This is a genomic window from Amycolatopsis sp. lyj-109, from assembly GCF_046548995.1.
GTDB lineage: Bacteria > Actinomycetota > Actinomycetes > Mycobacteriales > Pseudonocardiaceae > Amycolatopsis.
This window is the reverse complement of record NZ_JAJPWR010000004.1, coordinates 318,705-336,087: the sequence shown is the minus strand read 5'-3', so window position 1 is coordinate 336,087 and position 17,383 is coordinate 318,705. Positions and strand designations below refer to the sequence as shown.

The following is a 17,383-nucleotide window of genomic DNA, read 5'->3' as shown; positions in this document are numbered from 1 at the left end:
ATCGACGGGAAGGGGCGGGCCGGCGTGCGGATCATGATCGCGGATGACGAGGCGGCCATCCGTGAGTCGCTGGAGCGGGTGCTCCAGGTCGAGGGTTACGACACCAGCACCGTCGCCAACGGTCTCGCCGTGCTCGACGGCGTCGGCGAGGACGCGCCGGATCTGCTGATCCTCGACGTGATGATGCCCCGCCTCGGCGGGCTGGAGACCTGCCGGCGGTTGCGGGCGGCGGGCCGGGATCTGCCGGTGCTGATGCTGACCGCCCGGGATCAGGTCATCGACCGGGTCGCGGGGTTGGACGCGGGCGCCGACGACTACCTGCCCAAACCGTTCGCCACCGAGGAGTTGCTGGCCCGGGTGCGGGCCCTGCTGCGCCGGTGCGCGCCGGGCGACGACGAGTCGCAGATCCTGTCGTTCGCCGACGTCCGGATCGATCCCGACCGGTTCGAGGCGTGGCGGGGCGGGCGGCCACTCCGCTTGACCCGGACCGAGTTCTCCCTGCTGCAGGTCCTCGTGCGCAACGCGACCCGGGTGCTGACCCGCCCCGCGCTGTTCGAGGCGATCTGGGGCTTCGACATGAGCGTCACCGCCAACAACCTCCAGGTGTACGTGAGCTACCTGCGCCGCAAGATGGAGGCCGGGGGTGAGCCGCGATTGATCTACACGCTGCGCGGCTTGGGGTACACGCTGCGGGAGACTCCTCCGTGAGCAGGCCCGCCGGCCGGGGCTCGCGCCGGCTGACCCGCTGGTGGCGCCGGCGGTCCCTGCGGACCAGGCTGACGGTGATCGCGGCGACGGCCATCGCGGTCAGCGTGTTCGTGTCCTTCCAGGTGGCCAGCCAGCTACTGGCCTGGGAGCTGCAGGGCACCGCGAAGGATCAGCTACGCGCCGACTCCCGCGTCCTGGCGACGAACGCGGAAGGCGCCGGTCCGGCGCAGGTCCAGCTACCGCCGTATCCCGGCTCCGGCCGGCTGGTGCGGGTCATCCTGCCCGACGGCTCGATCCGGACGCCGGCCGGCCAACCCGCGTTGCCCCCGGTCAGCGAGGACGCGTGGCGCGTGGCGCAGGGCGCGTCGGCCGACCTGATGGAGTCGGGCGACAGCGATGAAGATGGCTACCTCGTCTACACGCTGCGGGCGGGCGACGGCGCGGTCCAGGTGGCCCGCGTCGCCGATGACAGCCCGCTCAACGAGTTCGGGTTGGGCATGCTGCTGATCGGGCTGCTCTGCGTGGTCGGCGGCGCCTTTGTCGGGCGGGCCGTGGCGCGGGCCGGGCTGGCACCGATCGACCGGCTGACCGCCGCCGCGGTCCGGGTCGCGCGCACCCGGGATCTCGACGCCGACATCCCGGATGAGGGCGGTGGGGAGATCCGGCGGCTGATCCGCTCGATCAACGACATGCTCGCCGCGCTCCGGGAATCCCGCCGGGCCCAGCGGCTGCTCGCCGAGGACGCCGCCCACGAGCTCAAGACTCCGCTCACCAGCCTGCGCCTCAACGCCGAGCTGCTGATCCGGCTCGATCGGCGCGGCACCCTGGACAGCGCACTGGCGCCGGAGAGCCGGACCCGGCTGCTCAACGACCTCGGCGCCCAGGTGGCCGAGTTGAGCACCCTTGCCGCCGAGTTGACCGACCTGGCGCGCGGTGACGTCAGCGACGAAAGCACCGAGGTGCTCGACCTCGCCGACGTGGTGGTGGCCGCCGCGACCCGGGCGCGTTCCCGGATGCCCGACATCGAGGTCGCGCTCGACGTGACCTCCGTGTGGGTGAGCGGGCGTCCCGCCGGCCTCCAACGGGCGGTGCTCAACCTCATCGACAACGCCGGCAAGTGGTCTCCCGCGCACCAGCCGGTCCGGGTCCGGCTCCGTGCCGTGGGCGCGTCGGCGGTGCTCGACGTCGACGACGCCGGGCCGGGCATCGACGCCGCCGACGTGCCGCGGGTGTTCGACCGGTTCTACCGTGCCGACAGCGCCCGGGCGTTGCCGGGATCCGGGCTGGGGCTGTCGATCGTGCAGCGGGTCGTCGACGCCCACGGCGGCCGGGTCACCGTCGCCCGGTCCGCACGCGGCGGCGCGCTGCTTCGGGTCGGTCTTCCGGCTGCGGCCCCGCCCGCGCGGCTCACCGCCGGGGGGTGACGACGGCCCGGCTCAAGCGCCCCAATGTGGCCTTGGTTGCGTCTGACGCACCGAAGGCCGCCTTGGGTGCGTCTGACGCACCGAAGGCCACATTGGGGCGCTCGTCGCCAGCGTCAAGATCCGGGACGGGCCTGGGGTCCCGTCCCGGATCTCGTCCGTGCCGCCGCGCTCACCGTCGCAGCGCGGGCTCCTCATCGTGCACGAGCGGCCGGTGACCGTCCGGCAGCTCCACCGGCCGGGACAGCCGGCTCGGCCACCACATCCGCCGGCCGATCAGCAGGGTGAGGGCGGGTACCAGGACCGACCGCACCAGCAGGGCGTCGAGCAGCACGCCGAAGGCGACCAGGAACCCCACCTCGACCAGCATCACCAGCGGAAGCGTGCCGAGGACCGCGAACGTGGCCGCCAGGACCAGGCCGGCCGAGGTGATGACGCCACCGGTGGCGGAGAGGGCTTTGAGCATGCCCCCTCCGGTGCCGAGACGCACGGTCTCCTCCCGGGCCCGGCTGGCCAGGAAGATGTTGTAGTCGACGCCGAGCGCCACCAGGAACAGGAACGCCAGCAGCGGCACCGATGAGTCGATGCCCTTGAACCCGAGGATCGTCTCGAAGACGAACACGCTGCCGCCGAAGGCCGCCGCGAAGGAGACGATCACGGTGGCCATCAGGACCAGCGGGGCCACGATCGCCCGGAGCAGCAGCCCGAGGACGAGCAGGACGACGGCGAGCACCAGCGGGATCACCAGCTTCTCGTCGCGGCTGGTGGTCACCTCGGTGTCGAGGTTCTCCGCGCTCGGGCCGCCGACGATCGCCTCCGCTCCGCCCACCGCGTGCACGGCGGTGCGCACCCGCTTGATCGTGTCGTACTCCGCGACGGTGTCCGGCGCGTCCTTCGGGAACACGGAGATGTCGGCCCAGCCACCGCTGGTCTGACCCGGAATGGCCACTGCCACACCGGGAGTGCCCTTGACGATGTCGAGCACCCGCTCCTGGTACGCCGGCCGCGTGAAGATCGTCATCGGCTGGCCGCCGAGCTCCGGGAAGTGCTGGCGGAGCACGGTGAAGCCGGTGACCGACTCCGGCGCGGACAGGAACTGGTCCTGCTCCCGCAGGGCGCCGGTGTTGCCCGCCAGGCCGATGACGAATACGCCGAGGACTCCGATCGAGCCGAGCGCCGCCACCCACCGGCGGCGGCTGATGGCGGTGCCGAGCCGTCCCCACAGCCCCGGCTTCTCTTGCACGGCCGTGCTGAACCGCGGGATGGCCGGCCAGAAGATCCGCCTGCCGAGCAGCACCAGCATCGCCGGGAACAGCGTCAGCATGGCCACCAGCGCGCACAGGATGCCGGCCGCGCCGATCGGGCCCAATCCGCTGGTGCTGTTCAGGTCCGCGGCGAGCAGGCAGAGCAGGCCGGCGATCACGGTGGCCGCGGACGCGACGATGGCCGGCGCCGCGCCGCGTAGCGCGTGGACCATCGCGACCCGGACGTTCTCGTGGTGGTGCAGTGCTTCCCGGTATCGGGCGATGAGCAACAGCGCGTAGTCCGTGCCGACCCCGAATACGAGGATCGTCAGCAGCGCCGAGTTCTGGTCGTTGACCACGATGCCGAAGCCCTTGACGAGCAGGTAGACGGTCGCCATCGCGGTCAGTGCGGCCGCGCCCACGGCCACCAGCGGGATGAGCCACAACACCGGGCTGCGGTAGGTGAGGATGAGCAGGAGCGCGACGACGAGGAGGGTGGTGAGGAGGACCTGCAGGTCGATACCGTCGAAGATGGCGTCCATGTCGCCGTCGACCGCGGCCGGGCCGGTCACGTCGAGTTCCAGGCCGGCGGGGCGGTCCTTCGCGGCGTCACGCAACGGGCCGACGATGGCCTCCGGTGCGCCGTAGGTCGTGCTCACGTCGAGGGTGAACATCATCGCCTTGCCGTCGCTGGAGGGTCTCGCCTGCGGGCCCCCGTCGTCCTCGCCGGCCGGGGCCACCACCTTCGGTGGGTACCGCTTGGCAAGGGCGTTGTAGTGGCGCTCGACCGTCGCGCGGTCGGCGTCGGTCATGCCGCCGTCGCGGTGGTACACGAAGACGAACGTGTTGTCTTCCCCGCCGGGGAGACTGTCCTCCAGCACCGCGACCTTGGTGGACTCGGCGCCGGCCGGCAGGGTGTCCACGGCTTTGTCGGTGGTGACCGAACTCAGCTTTCCGCTCAGTGGCCCCATGATCACCGCGAGCACCAACCACAAGCCGACCACCAACCACGGCACCCACCGGCCGGTCGACCGACCGGGCGGCACTTCGCCGGGCGGCGCTGCGTTGACTGCCATCACTGGCCTCCTACATAGGGATTACATCGCTTGTCTGACGCCGACTTCCTACCGAGCGAATCTGAAAGGACCGTTAATAACTCCACTGTGGACATAAATAAGTACCGTGGTACCAATCCCTCCCGAAAATGACGACCGCAGTACGATGAAACGGGACGGAATCGGGCCTAGCGTTCAGGCCATGACGAAACCTGATAGTCCACTGCGGAGGCTCGGGGTGGCCGCCATGGCGCTGGCGACGGCGTTCGCGGTTGTCGCCTGCGGGTCGGGCGCCGGCACCAGTGCGGCGCCCGCCGCGGCCGGCTCGCACAGCGCGCACGCGGGCCAGCCGGCGGCTCCACCGCAGCCGTTGCGCGCCGGCGAGCGGTTCGTCGACCTGAAGATGGCTGAGGACTACACGCCCGCGCCGCCGGAGGGCGGCGGCACGGACGAGTACCGGTGCCAGGTGATCGATCCGGGCCTGACCAAGGCGGCGTTCCTGACCGGGACCCAGGTCACGCCGGAGAACACCGCCCTCGCGCACCACGCCATCGTGTACGCGGTGCCGCCGGGCGGCGCTGCCGCGGTGCGCGAGAAGGACGCGAAGACCCCCGGCGCCGGTTGGCAGTGTTTCGGCGGGACCGGCGTGGACGGCGCCGAAGTGGAAAAGGGGGAAGCGTCCTGGGTGGACACCTGGGCGCCGGGCGCGACGGAGACGCTGTTCACCGAGGACGCCGGCTTCAAGCTGGAGCCGGGCAGCCTGATCGTCCTCCAGATGCACTACAACCTGCTCGCGACCGACGGCAAGCCGGCCGGATCGGACCGCTCGGCGGTGCGGCTGCGGCTGACGGACGGCACGCCGCAGACCCGGGAATTCGACACCTTGCCGCTCGACGCGCCGACCGACCTGCCTTGCACCGCCGAGGAGTCGGGTCCGCTCTGTGACCGGGCGGCCTCGATCGCGGAAGTGACGAAGCGGTTCGGGCCGGACGTCGGCGACAGCGCGGACCGCCAGGTGAAGGAGTGCGGCCAGAGCGCGCCGAAGCCCGGTGACACCCAGACCTGCGACCACAAGGTGCCGTCGCCGATGACGCTGTTCGCCGGTTTCGGCCACATGCACCTGCTCGGGCGGTCCATCAAGGTCGAACTCAACCCGGGCACGCCGAACGCCAAGGTCGTGCTGGACGTGCCGCAGTTCGACTTCGACAACCAGCGGCTGGTGAAGCTGCCGTCGCCGGTGGAGCTCAATCCGGGGGACACGCTGCGGGTGACGTGTACGCACGACGCGGGGCTGCGCAAACGGCTGCCGCAGCTGAGCAAGCTGCCGCCGCGCTACGTGGTGTGGGGCGACGGCACCAGCGACGAGATGTGCACGGGCATCATGACCGTCTCCCCCCGCAAGTCCTGACGAAGCGTCGGACGTGTGTGAGCTCACTGAGGTCAACCAGCTCTGAGCTCACCCACGTCCGCACCGAAATGAAGGGCGACTTTCCTTGTCCCCCAAGCCTTCCCTCGGCGAAACAACGCCACGGGCCGATGCGCCGACACCGATCTGGGCGCTCCTGCCGCTACGCGTCTTCCTGGGCGGCACATTCCTCTACGCAGGCCTGTCCAAAATCCTCGACACCGACTACCTGGACCCCACCTCACCTCTCGGCGTCCACGCTCAGATGCTGCACGCCGCGGCAACCTCCCCGATCGGCCCGCTGGTGTCCTTCGCGGCCGAACACCCGACCGTCATCGGCCTGGTCATCGCCATCGGCGAGGTCGCTGTCGGGCTGGGTACGCTGCTCGGGCTGTTCACCCGCATCGCCGCACTCGGCGGGTTTCTCCTTGCGCTGAGCTTCTTCTTCACGGTGAGCTGGACGACGCGCCCGTACTACTTCGGCGCCGACATCGTCTTCGCCGCCGCCTGGACCCCGCTGCTGGTTGCCGGCGACGCGGGCCTGTTCTCCACGACGGCCCGCCTGCGCGCTGCGATACGCCGCCGGCGCCCGCCGAACCACGCCCCGGACGACGTCGAGCGACGCATTCTGCTCTGGGGCGGCCTGATCACCGCGACGGCCGCGGCCTTCGGTGGCAGCGTCATCGCCCTTACCCATCGCACCACCACCAACCCGAAACCGAGCCGGCCGGGGGACCCGGGAACGAACTCCCAGGCGGTGATCGCCGCGGTCTCAGCCGTCGCTGTCGGTTCGTCGACAAGCTTCACCACCCCGAACGGTTCCGCCGCATATCTTTTGCGTCCCTCGACGGACACCTTCATGGCATTCCTCGCCACGTGCACACACCAGGGCTGCCCCGTCACGGCCGCCGGCTCCGGCTTCCGCTGCCCGTGCCACGGCTCCACTTTCGACGGCAACGGCCAAGTGACCGGCGGGCCGGCCACGAAACCCCTGACCAACGTGCCGGTGCGAGTCGTCGACGGGCAGGTCACCACCGCATAGCACCGACGAACGCGCTAGATCGGCCGGGTGAGTCTCAGGTCGTAGGCGAGGATGACGGCCTGGATCCGGTCCCGTGCGCCGATCTTGGCGAGGACCCGCCCGACGTGGGACTTCACCGTCGACTCCGACAGCGTGAACCGTTGCGCGATCTCGCCGTTGGTGAGGCCGTGACCGATGGCGACGAGGATCTCGCGCTCGCGGCCGGTCAGGGAGTCCAGCCGGGGATCCTCCCGCACGGGCCCGCAGAGGTCGTCGCCGAGCCGGTCGTCGAGCGCGTCGAGCAGCCGCCGGGTCAGCGCCGGCGCGATCACCGCGTCCCCGGCGGCGACGGCCCGGATGCCGGCGAGCAGCTCCTCCGGGCGGGTGTCCTGCAGCAGGAAACCGCTCGCCCCGGCCCGCAGCGCGGCGAGCGCGTACCGGTCCACGTCGAACGTCGTCAGCACCAGGATCCGCGAACGCCCACCGGCGGCGACGATGCGCCGGGTGGCCGCGATCCCGTCGACGCCCGGCATCCGGATGCCCATCAGCACCACGTCGGGACGCAGCTCGGTGGTCCACCGGACGGCCTCGGCGCTGTTCTCGGCCTCGCCGACGATCTCGGTGTCGGAGGTGCTCTCCAGCAGCATGCGAAACCCGAAGCGCTGCAGCGGCTGGGTGTCCACCACGAGCACAGAGATCATGAATGGCTGCCTTTCAGGGTCGCGTAGCCGGTCCGGTCGCCGTCCGATGCGGGGCCGGCGCTGACCGTGCCGCCGTGGAGCGCGGCGCGTTCGGCCATGCCGGCAAGGCCGAGACCCGCGTCGCCCGGCGACGCCTACTTCATATCGAGCGAACCTGAAACGACTGTTAAAACGGCGCTCAGGCCGGCGTGCCCAGCCACTCGAGAAGCGTTTCGTACACCACGTTGTCGTGGAGGAGGCTGAAGTGGTGCAGCCCGCCGAGCCAGGCGATGTCGGCGTCTTCGGTCAGGTCGTTGCCGGTGAGGGGTGACACGAGGAGGTCGCCGACGATGCGGCCCCAGGTGCTTCCTTCCGTCCGGGACAGCGTCGCGGACACGAACAACCGGCGGATTCCCGTCTCGTCTTCGGGTCGCCACGGTGATTGGGCGCCGGTTGCCCATTGCGTCCGGTGGACGTAGCCGTGGGCGAGGTCCTGGATGCCGTCGCTGCGGATGGCGAGCAGGCGGGCCAGGGGAGCGGTCAGGGAGGATTTGCTCAGCAGCCTGGCGAGCTGGGCGACGCGGCGTTCCAGTGGTGCTCCGGTGTGCGGGGTGCCCAGGCACACCAGCCGGCTGGCGAGGGGTAGCCATGGCGCGTTCCGCTCTTGTGCTTGGTAGAGGGCACTTCTGGCTACCAGGCCGCCCATGGAGTGTCCGATGAGGATGATGTCGGTGACGGGCACCGGCCAGGAGGCGACGAGCCGGGTCAGGAGGGTGACGAGGTCGCTGCCGTTGTCGGAGACGTGCCGGCCGGAGTTGTAGCGCACGTACACGGAACTGGTGCCCAGGTCGTCGGCGAGGCGTGCTCCGAAGCTGGTGCCGCGGAACCAGCAGCGTTCGGTTTCGACCAGTCCGTGCAGGAAGACGACCAGGCGGCCGGTCGCGTCGGGGAAGGCGGTGGTGAGGGATCGGTGGTCGAGGCCGATCGGTCGTCGGTCGGCCCGGACGGTCATCTCTGCGGTCGTCGCTCGTCCGGTCGTGGGCAGGTGGGCACCGAACATTCCGTGGGCGACACCGGTGGCGAAGTGTGCGGGGGGGCGATTCGAGGACGGAGGTGGCCCAGTGGTCCCGGGTGAGCAGGGCGGGCAGGTGGGACGTCGCCAGGGCGAGGGCTGCCAGCCCGCCCGTCATGTCGCTGAGCGCCGAAGTGGCCGTTTTGATCATGTGCTTTCCTTCGTCCGCGTCGCCGCAGGACCGGCAAGCTTCGAGGGTGGATACCCGCCGCGGGGCGCGCTATGCGGATCGGGGCGGGTTTCGACGTGACGCTCGGCGCACGGCAACCGGTAACGTCGTCAGCCGGCGTTCGGCGTACGCCTGCACCCGTGGATCGCCGCGCAGGGCACGCGAACGGCTCGTCCGTGCCCCTCGCTGCTTTCCTCAGTTACGGTGCTGGGGCAGGACCAGCAGGGTGATGGAGTTCGCCGGGTACGTCGTGGTGACCCGGCCGCGGTTCACCGGCAGATCGTCGCCCCGCACGATCGAGGAGAGATTGCCCGGGCTGTAGGTGAATCGCTGCGCCTTGCCGGTGCCGAACCCGGCGATCGACAGGGGAGAGCCGAGTTCGGCGCCCGTCTTGTTGATCACCATGAGGGTGAGTGCGCCGTCGCAGCGGCGTTGGGCGCCGTAGATGGCGAGCTGTCCCTGGTCGGTGCTGGTCGCCGAGACGCTGACGTCGCCGAACTTGCTTCCGGTCCCGTCGTAGTTGCGGTACATCCGGAACGCGTACGCGGCGGGGTCGGTCGGTCGGGGTTCGCCCCAGATGGTGGCGAGGTCGAGTCCTTCGCGTCCGAAGATGCCGAGGACGTCGGCTTCGGCGAGGGCGCCGTTGATGTCGTCGAGGGCGCCCCAGTTGTATTCGGTGATGGCGGTCTTGGTGCCGGGGTTGTACTGCGAAACCCACTGCTTCATCGTGCGGATGAACTGCAGTGGCGGGGCGTTGACCCCACTCGGGCCGATCCAGGATTCCTCGACGTAGGACGGGTCCCACAGGGAACGCGTGGACCGCAGCCGCCACGCGTTGGCTTCGGGGGTCTTGTCGCCGCTGATCTGGGGGTAGTAGTGCTGGTCGAAGTAGTCGAGCAGCCGCTTGCGGGCGGTGGTGCCGGCGTCTTTCATGTTCTTGAGGAACCACTGGGAGAGGTTGAGTCCGCCGTGGGCGGCGGCGTCGGCGCCCGGTGCGCAGCCGTCGATCCCGGAGGCGAGCCATTCGCAGTAGCCCCAGCCCGACGGGCCGAGCACCGCCGCTCGCGGGTCGGCGGACTTGATGGCCGCGGCGGTGGCGGTGCTCTTGGTGCCCAGTTCGTCGTCGGACACGGGCTGGGGGTGGACGTCGCGGTGGGTGGAGCTCCACAGCACCGGTTCGTTGTCGAGTTCGTAGATCGGGACGCCGCCACGTGCCGCGGAGCCGAACTGGCCGACCAGGTGCGAGACCATTTCGCCCGCGAAAGACGCGTCCGCCGGGACGGAGGTGTCCGTGGGTTCGGCACCGGTGAGGGTGGTGTTGTTCAGGCGGCCGTTGCCGCAGTTGGCGTCCCACTGGTCGAACGCGTCCTGGGCCGGGAAGCGGGTGGCCGGGAACCCGCAGGCGTGCGGCCACTCCGGCCCGTCTTTCGCCACCCAGCCGGACATCGGCACGGTGACGACCTGCTTGATCCCGCGGTCGCGGTTGCGCTGGACGTAGGCCTCGAGGGTGTTGTCCGGGCCGGCGACGATGTTCTCGAAGTACCAGTCGCTGCCGGTGTTGTAGGTGTGATTCTTGAAGTTGTAGCGGCTGCTCGCGTTGCCGCCCCAGCGCGAGACCGGGGTGCCGAGTTCGGCGACGAGCGCGGGATCGCCGCCGTTCATCCCGTAGATGTCCGGGCTGATCGCATGCCGGGCCGCGAAGAGGTCCACCGACAGGCTGAGCCCGGCGGCGGAAGCCGGTGGTGCTCCGGTGGTCAAGAGGGCCGCCACCAGGCAACCGCCCGCGGCGAGGGGCTTGCCGGACCGTAACCGATTACGCCGCTGAGCAGCCACCGGGAACTCCTGACGTCGTCGTATGGGAGCGCTCCCACACGATACCGGCCGGGCGTCGGTCGTCAATCGGCCGAGTGGAAGCCGGTGTTGTCTCGTTTGGTGACCAGCACATTCGCCCCGGCGGCGGCGGTAACTTTCCGCGAAGCCGGGGCGCTGTTCAGGCGGCGGTGTCCGGCCCGGTCGCGGTGCTGTCGAGGGCGGGCAGTGGCCGGCTGCAGATTTCGTGGGCTTCGGCCGCGGTGAGGCCGAGCATGCGCAGCAGGTCCTCGGTCACCTGGTCGGTCGTGGCGGCGTCGTCGCGCTCAGGCTGACAGTGCAGCAGGTGACCGAGGCCGAGCGCGGTCCCGGCGACGGTGACCATGGCGAGTTCGGTGTCGGCGACGGTGAAGCGGCCGGCTCGCACGGCTGCCTCGATGTCGCGGCGGGCACGGGGAGCGAGCCCGCTCTCCGACGTGGCGAGTTCGAGACCGTGGTGCAGGAGGACCTTGCTGAGTTCGGGATGCCGCCGGTGCAGGCGCCCGGTCAGCCGGAAGCTCTGCGCGAAGACCTGTGCCGGATCGTCCAGGCCGGTGGTCAGCTCGTCCAGCAGGGCGCCGTGGACGTCGAGGGCGTCCTCGACCGCGGCCTGGTAGAGCTGCTCCTTCGTCTCGAAGTGGTTGTAGAACGACCCCATTCCGACGTCGGCGGCCTGGGTGATCTCCAGGATCGGGACCGCGGTCTTCCCGTCGGCGATGAGTGCCTGGGCCGCTCGGACCAGGGCCGCGCGGGTGCGCGCCTTCCGCCGTTCCAGTCGGCTCGGAGCGTGCTCCGGCATCCGTGCTCCCGTCTTCGCTGGTCGTCGCCGCATCGTAGCTCATTGCGTCACTGATGAGGAAATCGTCAGAAGCTCTTGACTGATGACATGTTCGTAACTGACGATATCGTCATCAACGTGGATGGAGGGAGCAGCCGTGGGAGATCCGCACAGCGGGCTGCACAGCGAGCAGGGCGCGCTCGCGGGTGAGCACCGCGGCCGGGCGGCGAACCCGGTGATCAAGGTGCACGACCTGGCGTGGCTGGAGTTCGAGAAGCCGGACCTGGAGCGGGCGGAGGTGTTCGCGCGGGCCTTCGGGTTCACCACCGTGTTCAGCACCGGCCGCGAGCTGAACCTGCGGGGCACCGATGCCGGCGCGCCGTGCGTGCTCATCCGCAAGGGCGCCCGGTCGAAGTTCCTCGGACCGGCGTTCCTGGCCGCAACGCCGGGCGACGTCCTGAGGCTGGCCGAAGCCACCGGCCGGCCGGTCGCCAGGCTGCCGGAGACGCTGGGCGGCGTCGTCGTGGACCTGCCCGACCCGAGCGGCCTGCGGGTCCGGGTCGTCTCGGACACCGACGTTCTGCCCGCGCTACCGCCGCAGGCCCCGCATCCGCTCAACTTCGGGCACGAGATCCGGCGGGTCAACGCCACGCAACGCCCGCCCCGGGCCCCGGCACTGGCGCAGCGGCTCGGGCACGTGGTGCTGCAGACGACCCGCTACCGCGCGGCGCTGGACTGGTACCTGGACCACCTGGGCCTGATCGTCAGCGACTTCCTGTACCACCCGGGGCAGCGCGAGCGCGGCCCGGTGATGAGCTTCATCCGGTGCGACCGGGGTGCCACCCCGACCGACCACCACACGCTGGCCATGGTGCTCGGCCCGGCCGACCGCTACGTGCACTCGGCCTACCAGGTCGCCGACCTCGACGCGCTGGCCGCGGGTGGCGAGTACCTGCGCGAGCACGGCTACCACCATTCGTGGGGCATCGGGCGGCACATCGAAGGCAGCCAGCTCTTCGACTACTGGCGTGACCCGGACGGGTTCATGGTCGAGCACTTCAGCGACGGCGACCTGTTCGACAGCACTCTCGAGCCCGGCTGGGCGCCGATGACCGCGTCCGGGCTGGCCCAGTGGGGGCCGCCGGCCACCGCCGACTTTCTCGGCGTCAAGCCCGGCAAGGAGTCGTTGCGCGAACTGCGCGCGGTGTTCGCGGCGCTCCGCGAAGACAACGAATTCGACGCCCGGCGCTTGCTGGGCCTGCTGAAGGTGGCCCGTTCATGAGTTTGACCGTCCTGCGCACCGCCGACGCCTGGTACGTCGTCACTCCGGCCGGGGCGGCGAAGATCCCGACGGCCGCGAAGACCACCGCCGAACTGCTCGCCGACCGCCCGGCGATCACGGCCGCGTCCGCGGACACCGTGCCGGTGGCCTCGCTCGACCTGGTCTCCCCGGTCACCGCGCCCTGCCGCGTGGTCGCCCAGATGACCAACTTCACCTCGCACGTCACGGACGCCGGGATGGATCCGCGGACGGTGCCCCTGACGTTCTTCCGCAAGACGTCCGGGTCGATCAGCGGCCCCTTCGACGACGTCGTCAAGCCGGCCCACGTGACGTTGCTCGACTACGAGGTGGAGATCGGGCTGGTCATCGGCCGGGAGATCCCGGTCGGCAGCGAGATCACCGGGCCGGAGGAGTGCGTCGCGGGCCTGGTCGTGACCAACGACGTCTCCGCCCGCGACATCCAGCTGCCGCAAACGCAGTTCTACGAGGCCAAGTCGTACCCGACGTTCACCCCGGCCGGGCCCGCCCTCGTGCTCTTGGAGGCCGACGAGCTGAAGCGGTTCGCCGACCTGCGGCTGCGGCTGTCGGTCAACGGCACGGTCCGCCAGAACGCGGTCGTCGGCGACGACATGATCTACCGCCCGCTCGAGGCCCTGCGGGCCTTGGCCCGGTTCCAGCGGCTGGATCCCGGCGACCTGGTGCTGACCGGGACTCCGGCCGGCACGGCGCTGTCCGCACCGCCGAAGGCCGTGGAAAAGCTCGCCGCGCTGCTGCCGCCGGCCCTGAAGTGGAAGCTGTTCTTCAAGGGACAGGCGAAAAACCCGAAGTACCTGGCGGACGGCGACGTCGTCGAGGCGTCCGTCGCCACCGACGACGGTGCCCTCGATCTGGGCACCCAGCGCACGGTCGTGAGGTACCGGCGATGACTGGTGTTTCCCGGTGGCCGCGCTACGCCGAGCCCGCCGACCTGGCCGCGATCGAGGCCGTACCGCTCACCGAACGAGGCCTGCCGGAGTCGACCTACGCCCTGCTGCGGCGGGCCGCCGCGGCGTGGCCGGAGCACCCGGCGACCACCGTGCTGCCCGAGGCCGCGCGGTGGCGCGAGCCCGCCCGCCGCACGTTCGGCGAGCTGCTCGCCGATGTCCACCGCTACGCGAATCTGCTGCGCGACCTCGGAGTCCGGCGGGGCGATGCGGTCGCGTTGATGTCGCCCAACTGCGCCGACCTGGTGCCGGCGACCCTGGCCGCACAGCTCGCCGGCGTCGCGGCCCCGCTGAACGGCGGGCTGTCCCGCGACCACCTCGGTGAACTGCTTCGCCTGTCCGGCGCACGCGTGCTGATCACCGCCGGCCCCGAACTCGCGCCGCAATCCTGGAGCACCGCACAGACCTTCGCACCCGAGCTGGCCGCGATCCTCGTGCTGCGCCCGACCGGCGCGGCCGGCGAACCCGCCCCGCTGCCCGCGATCGACGGCGTGCGCGTGGGTTACCTCGCCGACCTCGCGGCCGCCCACGACGGCACCGACTTCGCCGGTGAACCCCCGGCGGCGTCGGATCTGGCCGCGTTGTTCCACACCGGCGGCACCACCGGGGCCCCGAAGCTGGCCGCGCACACGCACGCCAACGAGGTCGCCGACGCGTGGATGATCGCGGCCAACTCGCTGCTCGACGTCGGCTCGGTGGTCTTCGCGGCGCTGCCGCTGTTCCACGTCAACGCACTGGTCGTCACGCTGCTCGCGCCGCTGTTCAAGGGCCAGCACGCGGTGTGGGCGGGGCCGCTCGGCTACCGCGAACCCGCGCTGTACGGGGAGTTCTGGAAGATCGTCGAGCACCACCGGATCGCCGCGATGAGCGCGGTGCCGACCGTGTACGCGGTGCTCGCGCAGTGCCCGGTCGACGCCGACGTCGCCAGCCTGCGCTTCGCCATGGTCGGCGCTTCACCACTGCCGGCCGCCGTGCGCGAAGGCTTCCAGGCGCACACCGGCGTCACGCTGGTCGAGGGCTACGGGCTGACCGAAGCCACCTGCGCCAGCGCGCGCAGCTTCCCCGGCGCCCCGCGCCCCGGCACCGTCGGGCAGCGCCTGCCCTACCAGCGGCTGAAGGTCGTCCACCCGGAAACGGGGGAGGAGCTGCCCAGCGGCGAGACCGGGGTGCTGGCCGTCAGCGGTCCCACTGTCTTCCCGGGCTACGTCGTCGGGCGGGACCGAAACGGATACATCCTGGACGGGCTCGGCAAACTCCGCGACGGCTGGCTGGACACCGGCGATCTGGCCCGCCTCGACGCCGACGGGTTCGTGCACCTGGCCGGCCGGGCCAAGGACCTCATCATCCGCGGCGGGCACAACATCGACCCGGCGATGATCGAGGACGCCCTGCTGACCCACCCGCAGGTGACCGCGGCCGGCGCGGTCGGCCGCCCCGACGAGCACGCCGGCGAGGTGCCCGTCGCCTACGTGACCCTCACTCCCGGGGCCACGGCGAGCGAGGCCGATCTGCTCGCCTGGGCCGCCGACCGGGTGCCCGAGCGCGCCGCCGCGCCGAAGGCCGTCACCGTGCTCGACGCGCTGCCCGTCACCGACGTCGGCAAGCCCTACAAGCTCGGCCTGCGCTCCGACGCGACCCGCCGCGCGATCGCCGAAGCCCTCGCCCCGTTCGACGGGGTGACCGTCGACGTGGTGATCGAGGACGGCACCGTGACCGCCACGATCACCCTCCCGTCCGATGTGGACGAACCGAAGGTGAGGGCCGCCCTCGGCCGCTACACCGTTCCCGCCCGTCTGACATTCCGAGGAAACCCATGTCCGTCTTGATCGCACTGTCCGTCTTCGTGGCGGCCATCTTCCTCCTGTTCGGCGCGGCCAAGCTGTTCGCGCTCGCGCCCATGCGGGAACGCGCGGCGCACGCCGGATTCTCCGTCGACGCCTACCGCGGCATCGGTGCGCTGGAGATCGCCGGAGCCGCCGGTCTCCTGCTCGGCTCGGCCGTGCCGGTGCTCGGCGCCCTGGCCGGCGCCGGCCTGCTCCTCCTGCTCGCGGGCGCACTCGTCACGCACGTGCGCAACCACGACCGGGGCCGCGACCTCGTCCCGGCGCTGGTCTGCGCGGTGCTCGTCGCCGGCTACCTCGTGGCCCTCGGGGTGTCGCCGTGAGGGTGCCCGTCGTCATCGTCGGGGCGGGCCCGGCCGGGCTGACCGCCGCGGCGCTGCTCGGCCGGTACGGCGTCGAGTGCCTGGTGCTGGAGCGGTGGGAGTCGGTCTACCCGCAGCCCCGCGCGGTGCACCTGGACGACGAGGTGCACCGCATCCTCGGGCGGCTGGGGCTGGCCGGGGAGTTCGCCGCCATCTCCCGGCCCTGCCACGGGCTGCGGCTGCTCGATCCGGACCTGCGGGTGCTGGCGGAGTTCCGCCGTTCGCCCGGCGGCGGCCGGCACGGCTACCCGGAGGCGAACATGTTCGACCAACCCGACCTGGAGCACCTGCTCCGCACCCACCTGGCGACGGTCGGCACGGTCACCCTGCGCGGCAACACCGAGGTCACCGGGATCCGGCAGGACGGAACCGGCGTGCGGGTCGAGGTGACCGACCGCGGCACCGATGCGCGCGAGACCGTCCACGCGGACTACGTCCTGGGCTGCGACGGCGCCAACAGCCTCACCCGGACGGCGATCGGCGCGACGATGGCGGACCTGAAGTTCGACCAGCGCTGGCTGGTGGTGGACGTCGCCACCACCGCCGGCCTCGGCCAGTGGGAAGGCGTGCACCAGGTCTGCGACCCGGCCCGCGCGGCGACCTACATGCGCATCGGGAAGACCCGCTATCGCTGGGAATTCCGGCTGCTGCCGGGGGAGACCGGCGACGACTTCGGTCACCTCGACCGGCTGCACCCGCTGATCGCGCCGTGGACCGGAGACATCCCGCCCGGCGACCTGGAGATCGTCCGCGTCGCCGAGTACACCTTCCGCGCGCAGCTGGCGGACCGGTGGCGCGACCGCAGGGTGTTCCTGCTCGGCGACGCCGCCCACCTCACCCCGCCGTTCATCGGCCAGGGAATGGGCGCCGGCCTGCGCGACGCGGCCAACCTCGCCTGGAAACTCGCCGGTGTCCTGGAGGGAACCCTGCCCGCGAGCGCACTCGGCACCTACGAGGCGGAACGCAAGCCGCACGCCCGCGCGATGATCCGGCGGGCGGTGCTGGTCGGCAAGGCCATGACCGAAGGCGGCCGGTTCGGCGACCTCATCCGCCGGGTGGTCGCGCCGCACCTGAACGGCCGCGTCCTCGACAGCGCGACGCCGGCACTGCACCGCACGGACCTGGTCGTGCGGCCCCGGTTCGGGCGGTCCCTGGCGGGACGGCTGTGCCCCAACGCCCTGCTCGACGACGGAACCCGGTTCGACGACGTCGCCGGCGGCCGCTTCGCCGTCGTCACCACGAGCACGCCGTCGGAGACCGAGCGAGCCGCCATCCGGGAGTCCGGCGCGGTCCTCGTCACCACCCGGCGTTCCGGCGAGCTGCACCGCTGGCTGCGCACCGGCGCGGCCGTCGTCCGTCCGGACGGCACGGTGCAGAGCGACGGCAACAGCCTCTCCCGGTCCCTGCCGAGGTTCACCGCGCCCTGACAAGTAGCAACGATGCCCCGACGCCACGAAGTGCCGGGTGTACCGGCCGGACATCTATTCACCGCAAGCGATCCTGGACCCACCGCG

The 17,383-nt window shown here is 71.2% G+C and carries 14 protein-coding genes; 9 read left to right on the top strand and 5 right to left on the bottom strand.

Translation table 11 applies throughout. From position 1 onward, the window contains the following. The first annotated feature begins 24 nt into the window (after positions 1 to 24). Positions 25 to 708, top strand: a complete 684-nt coding sequence (locus ACLJQF_RS11355) for a response regulator transcription factor (RefSeq protein WP_410608218.1) — start codon at positions 25 to 27, stop codon at positions 706 to 708. Further along, positions 705 to 2,132, top strand: coding sequence for an ATP-binding protein (locus ACLJQF_RS11350; RefSeq protein ID WP_410608217.1), 1,428 nt, complete (start codon positions 705 to 707; stop codon positions 2,130 to 2,132). Before ACLJQF_RS11355 ends, ACLJQF_RS11350 begins: the two co-directional genes overlap by 4 nt. Before the next feature lie 169 nt (positions 2,133 to 2,301). Here the strand turns inward: ACLJQF_RS11350 and ACLJQF_RS11345 are convergent, their stop codons facing one another. After that, positions 2,302 to 4,449, bottom strand: a complete 2,148-nt coding sequence (locus tag ACLJQF_RS11345; RefSeq protein WP_410608216.1) for an MMPL family transporter — start codon at positions 4,447 to 4,449, stop codon at positions 2,302 to 2,304. 181 nt (positions 4,450 to 4,630) lie between these two features. Here ACLJQF_RS11345 and ACLJQF_RS11340 point away from each other — a divergent pair, with 181 nt between their 5' ends. Together ACLJQF_RS11340 and ACLJQF_RS11335 are read left to right on the top strand one after the other, a co-directional pair. Then, entirely contained in the window at positions 4,631 to 5,836 is a 1,206-nt protein-coding gene (locus ACLJQF_RS11340) for a hypothetical protein (RefSeq protein WP_410608215.1), read from the top strand. An 85-nt stretch (positions 5,837 to 5,921) separates the two neighbouring features. Then, the gene (locus ACLJQF_RS11335) at positions 5,922 to 6,875 is read left to right on the top strand and encodes a TQO small subunit DoxD (RefSeq protein ID WP_410608214.1); all 954 of its coding nucleotides are present in this window, start codon (positions 5,922 to 5,924) and stop codon (positions 6,873 to 6,875) included. Positions 6,876 to 6,889: 14 nt separating this feature from the next. Here the strand turns inward: ACLJQF_RS11335 and ACLJQF_RS11330 are convergent, their stop codons facing one another. The 4 genes from ACLJQF_RS11330 to ACLJQF_RS11315 all read right to left on the bottom strand — a co-directional run bounded on the left by ACLJQF_RS11330 (position 6,890) and on the right by ACLJQF_RS11315 (position 11,422). After that, positions 6,890 to 7,555, bottom strand: coding sequence for a response regulator (locus tag ACLJQF_RS11330; RefSeq protein ID WP_410608213.1), 666 nt, complete (start codon positions 7,553 to 7,555; stop codon positions 6,890 to 6,892). A 178-nt stretch (positions 7,556 to 7,733) separates the two neighbouring features. Then, positions 7,734 to 8,546, bottom strand: a complete 813-nt coding sequence (locus ACLJQF_RS11325; protein WP_410608212.1) for an esterase/lipase family protein — start codon at positions 8,544 to 8,546, stop codon at positions 7,734 to 7,736. 424 nt (positions 8,547 to 8,970) lie between these two features. Beyond that, positions 8,971 to 10,545 (bottom strand): glycoside hydrolase family 44 protein, encoded by a 1,575-nt coding sequence (locus ACLJQF_RS11320; protein WP_410608211.1) that lies wholly within the window; start codon positions 10,543 to 10,545, stop codon positions 8,971 to 8,973. A 220-nt stretch (positions 10,546 to 10,765) separates the two neighbouring features. After that, on the bottom strand, positions 10,766 to 11,422 hold the full coding sequence (locus ACLJQF_RS11315; protein WP_410608210.1) for a TetR/AcrR family transcriptional regulator: 657 nt from the start codon (positions 11,420 to 11,422) through the stop codon (positions 10,766 to 10,768). Between the two features lie 136 nt (positions 11,423 to 11,558). On the opposite strand from ACLJQF_RS11315, the gene ACLJQF_RS11310 reads away from it, so the two are divergent. The 5 genes from ACLJQF_RS11310 to ACLJQF_RS11290 are packed head-to-tail and all read left to right on the top strand — an operon-like array spanning position 11,559 to position 17,296. Next, positions 11,559 to 12,683, top strand: coding sequence for a VOC family protein (locus tag ACLJQF_RS11310; RefSeq protein WP_410608209.1), 1,125 nt, complete (start codon positions 11,559 to 11,561; stop codon positions 12,681 to 12,683). Then, on the top strand, positions 12,680 to 13,609 hold the full coding sequence (locus ACLJQF_RS11305; protein WP_410608208.1) for a fumarylacetoacetate hydrolase family protein: 930 nt from the start codon (positions 12,680 to 12,682) through the stop codon (positions 13,607 to 13,609). Before ACLJQF_RS11310 ends, ACLJQF_RS11305 begins: the two co-directional genes overlap by 4 nt. Beyond that, complete coding sequence (locus tag ACLJQF_RS11300) at positions 13,606 to 15,492, top strand: acyl-CoA synthetase (RefSeq protein WP_410608207.1); 1,887 nt, start codon at positions 13,606 to 13,608, stop codon at positions 15,490 to 15,492. The genes ACLJQF_RS11305 and ACLJQF_RS11300 overlap by 4 nt, the downstream gene beginning before the upstream one ends. Then, positions 15,480 to 15,830 carry a DoxX family protein gene (locus tag ACLJQF_RS11295; RefSeq protein ID WP_410608206.1) on the top strand — a complete coding sequence of 117 codons (351 nt, stop codon included), beginning with the start codon at positions 15,480 to 15,482 and terminating at the stop codon, positions 15,828 to 15,830. The genes ACLJQF_RS11300 and ACLJQF_RS11295 overlap by 13 nt, the downstream gene beginning before the upstream one ends. Further along, positions 15,827 to 17,296: a bifunctional 3-(3-hydroxy-phenyl)propionate/3-hydroxycinnamic acid hydroxylase gene (locus tag ACLJQF_RS11290; RefSeq protein ID WP_410608205.1), complete on the top strand. Its 1,470-nt coding sequence runs from the start codon at positions 15,827 to 15,829 to the stop codon at positions 17,294 to 17,296. The genes ACLJQF_RS11295 and ACLJQF_RS11290 overlap by 4 nt, the downstream gene beginning before the upstream one ends. Positions 17,297 to 17,383 lie beyond the last annotated feature (87 nt).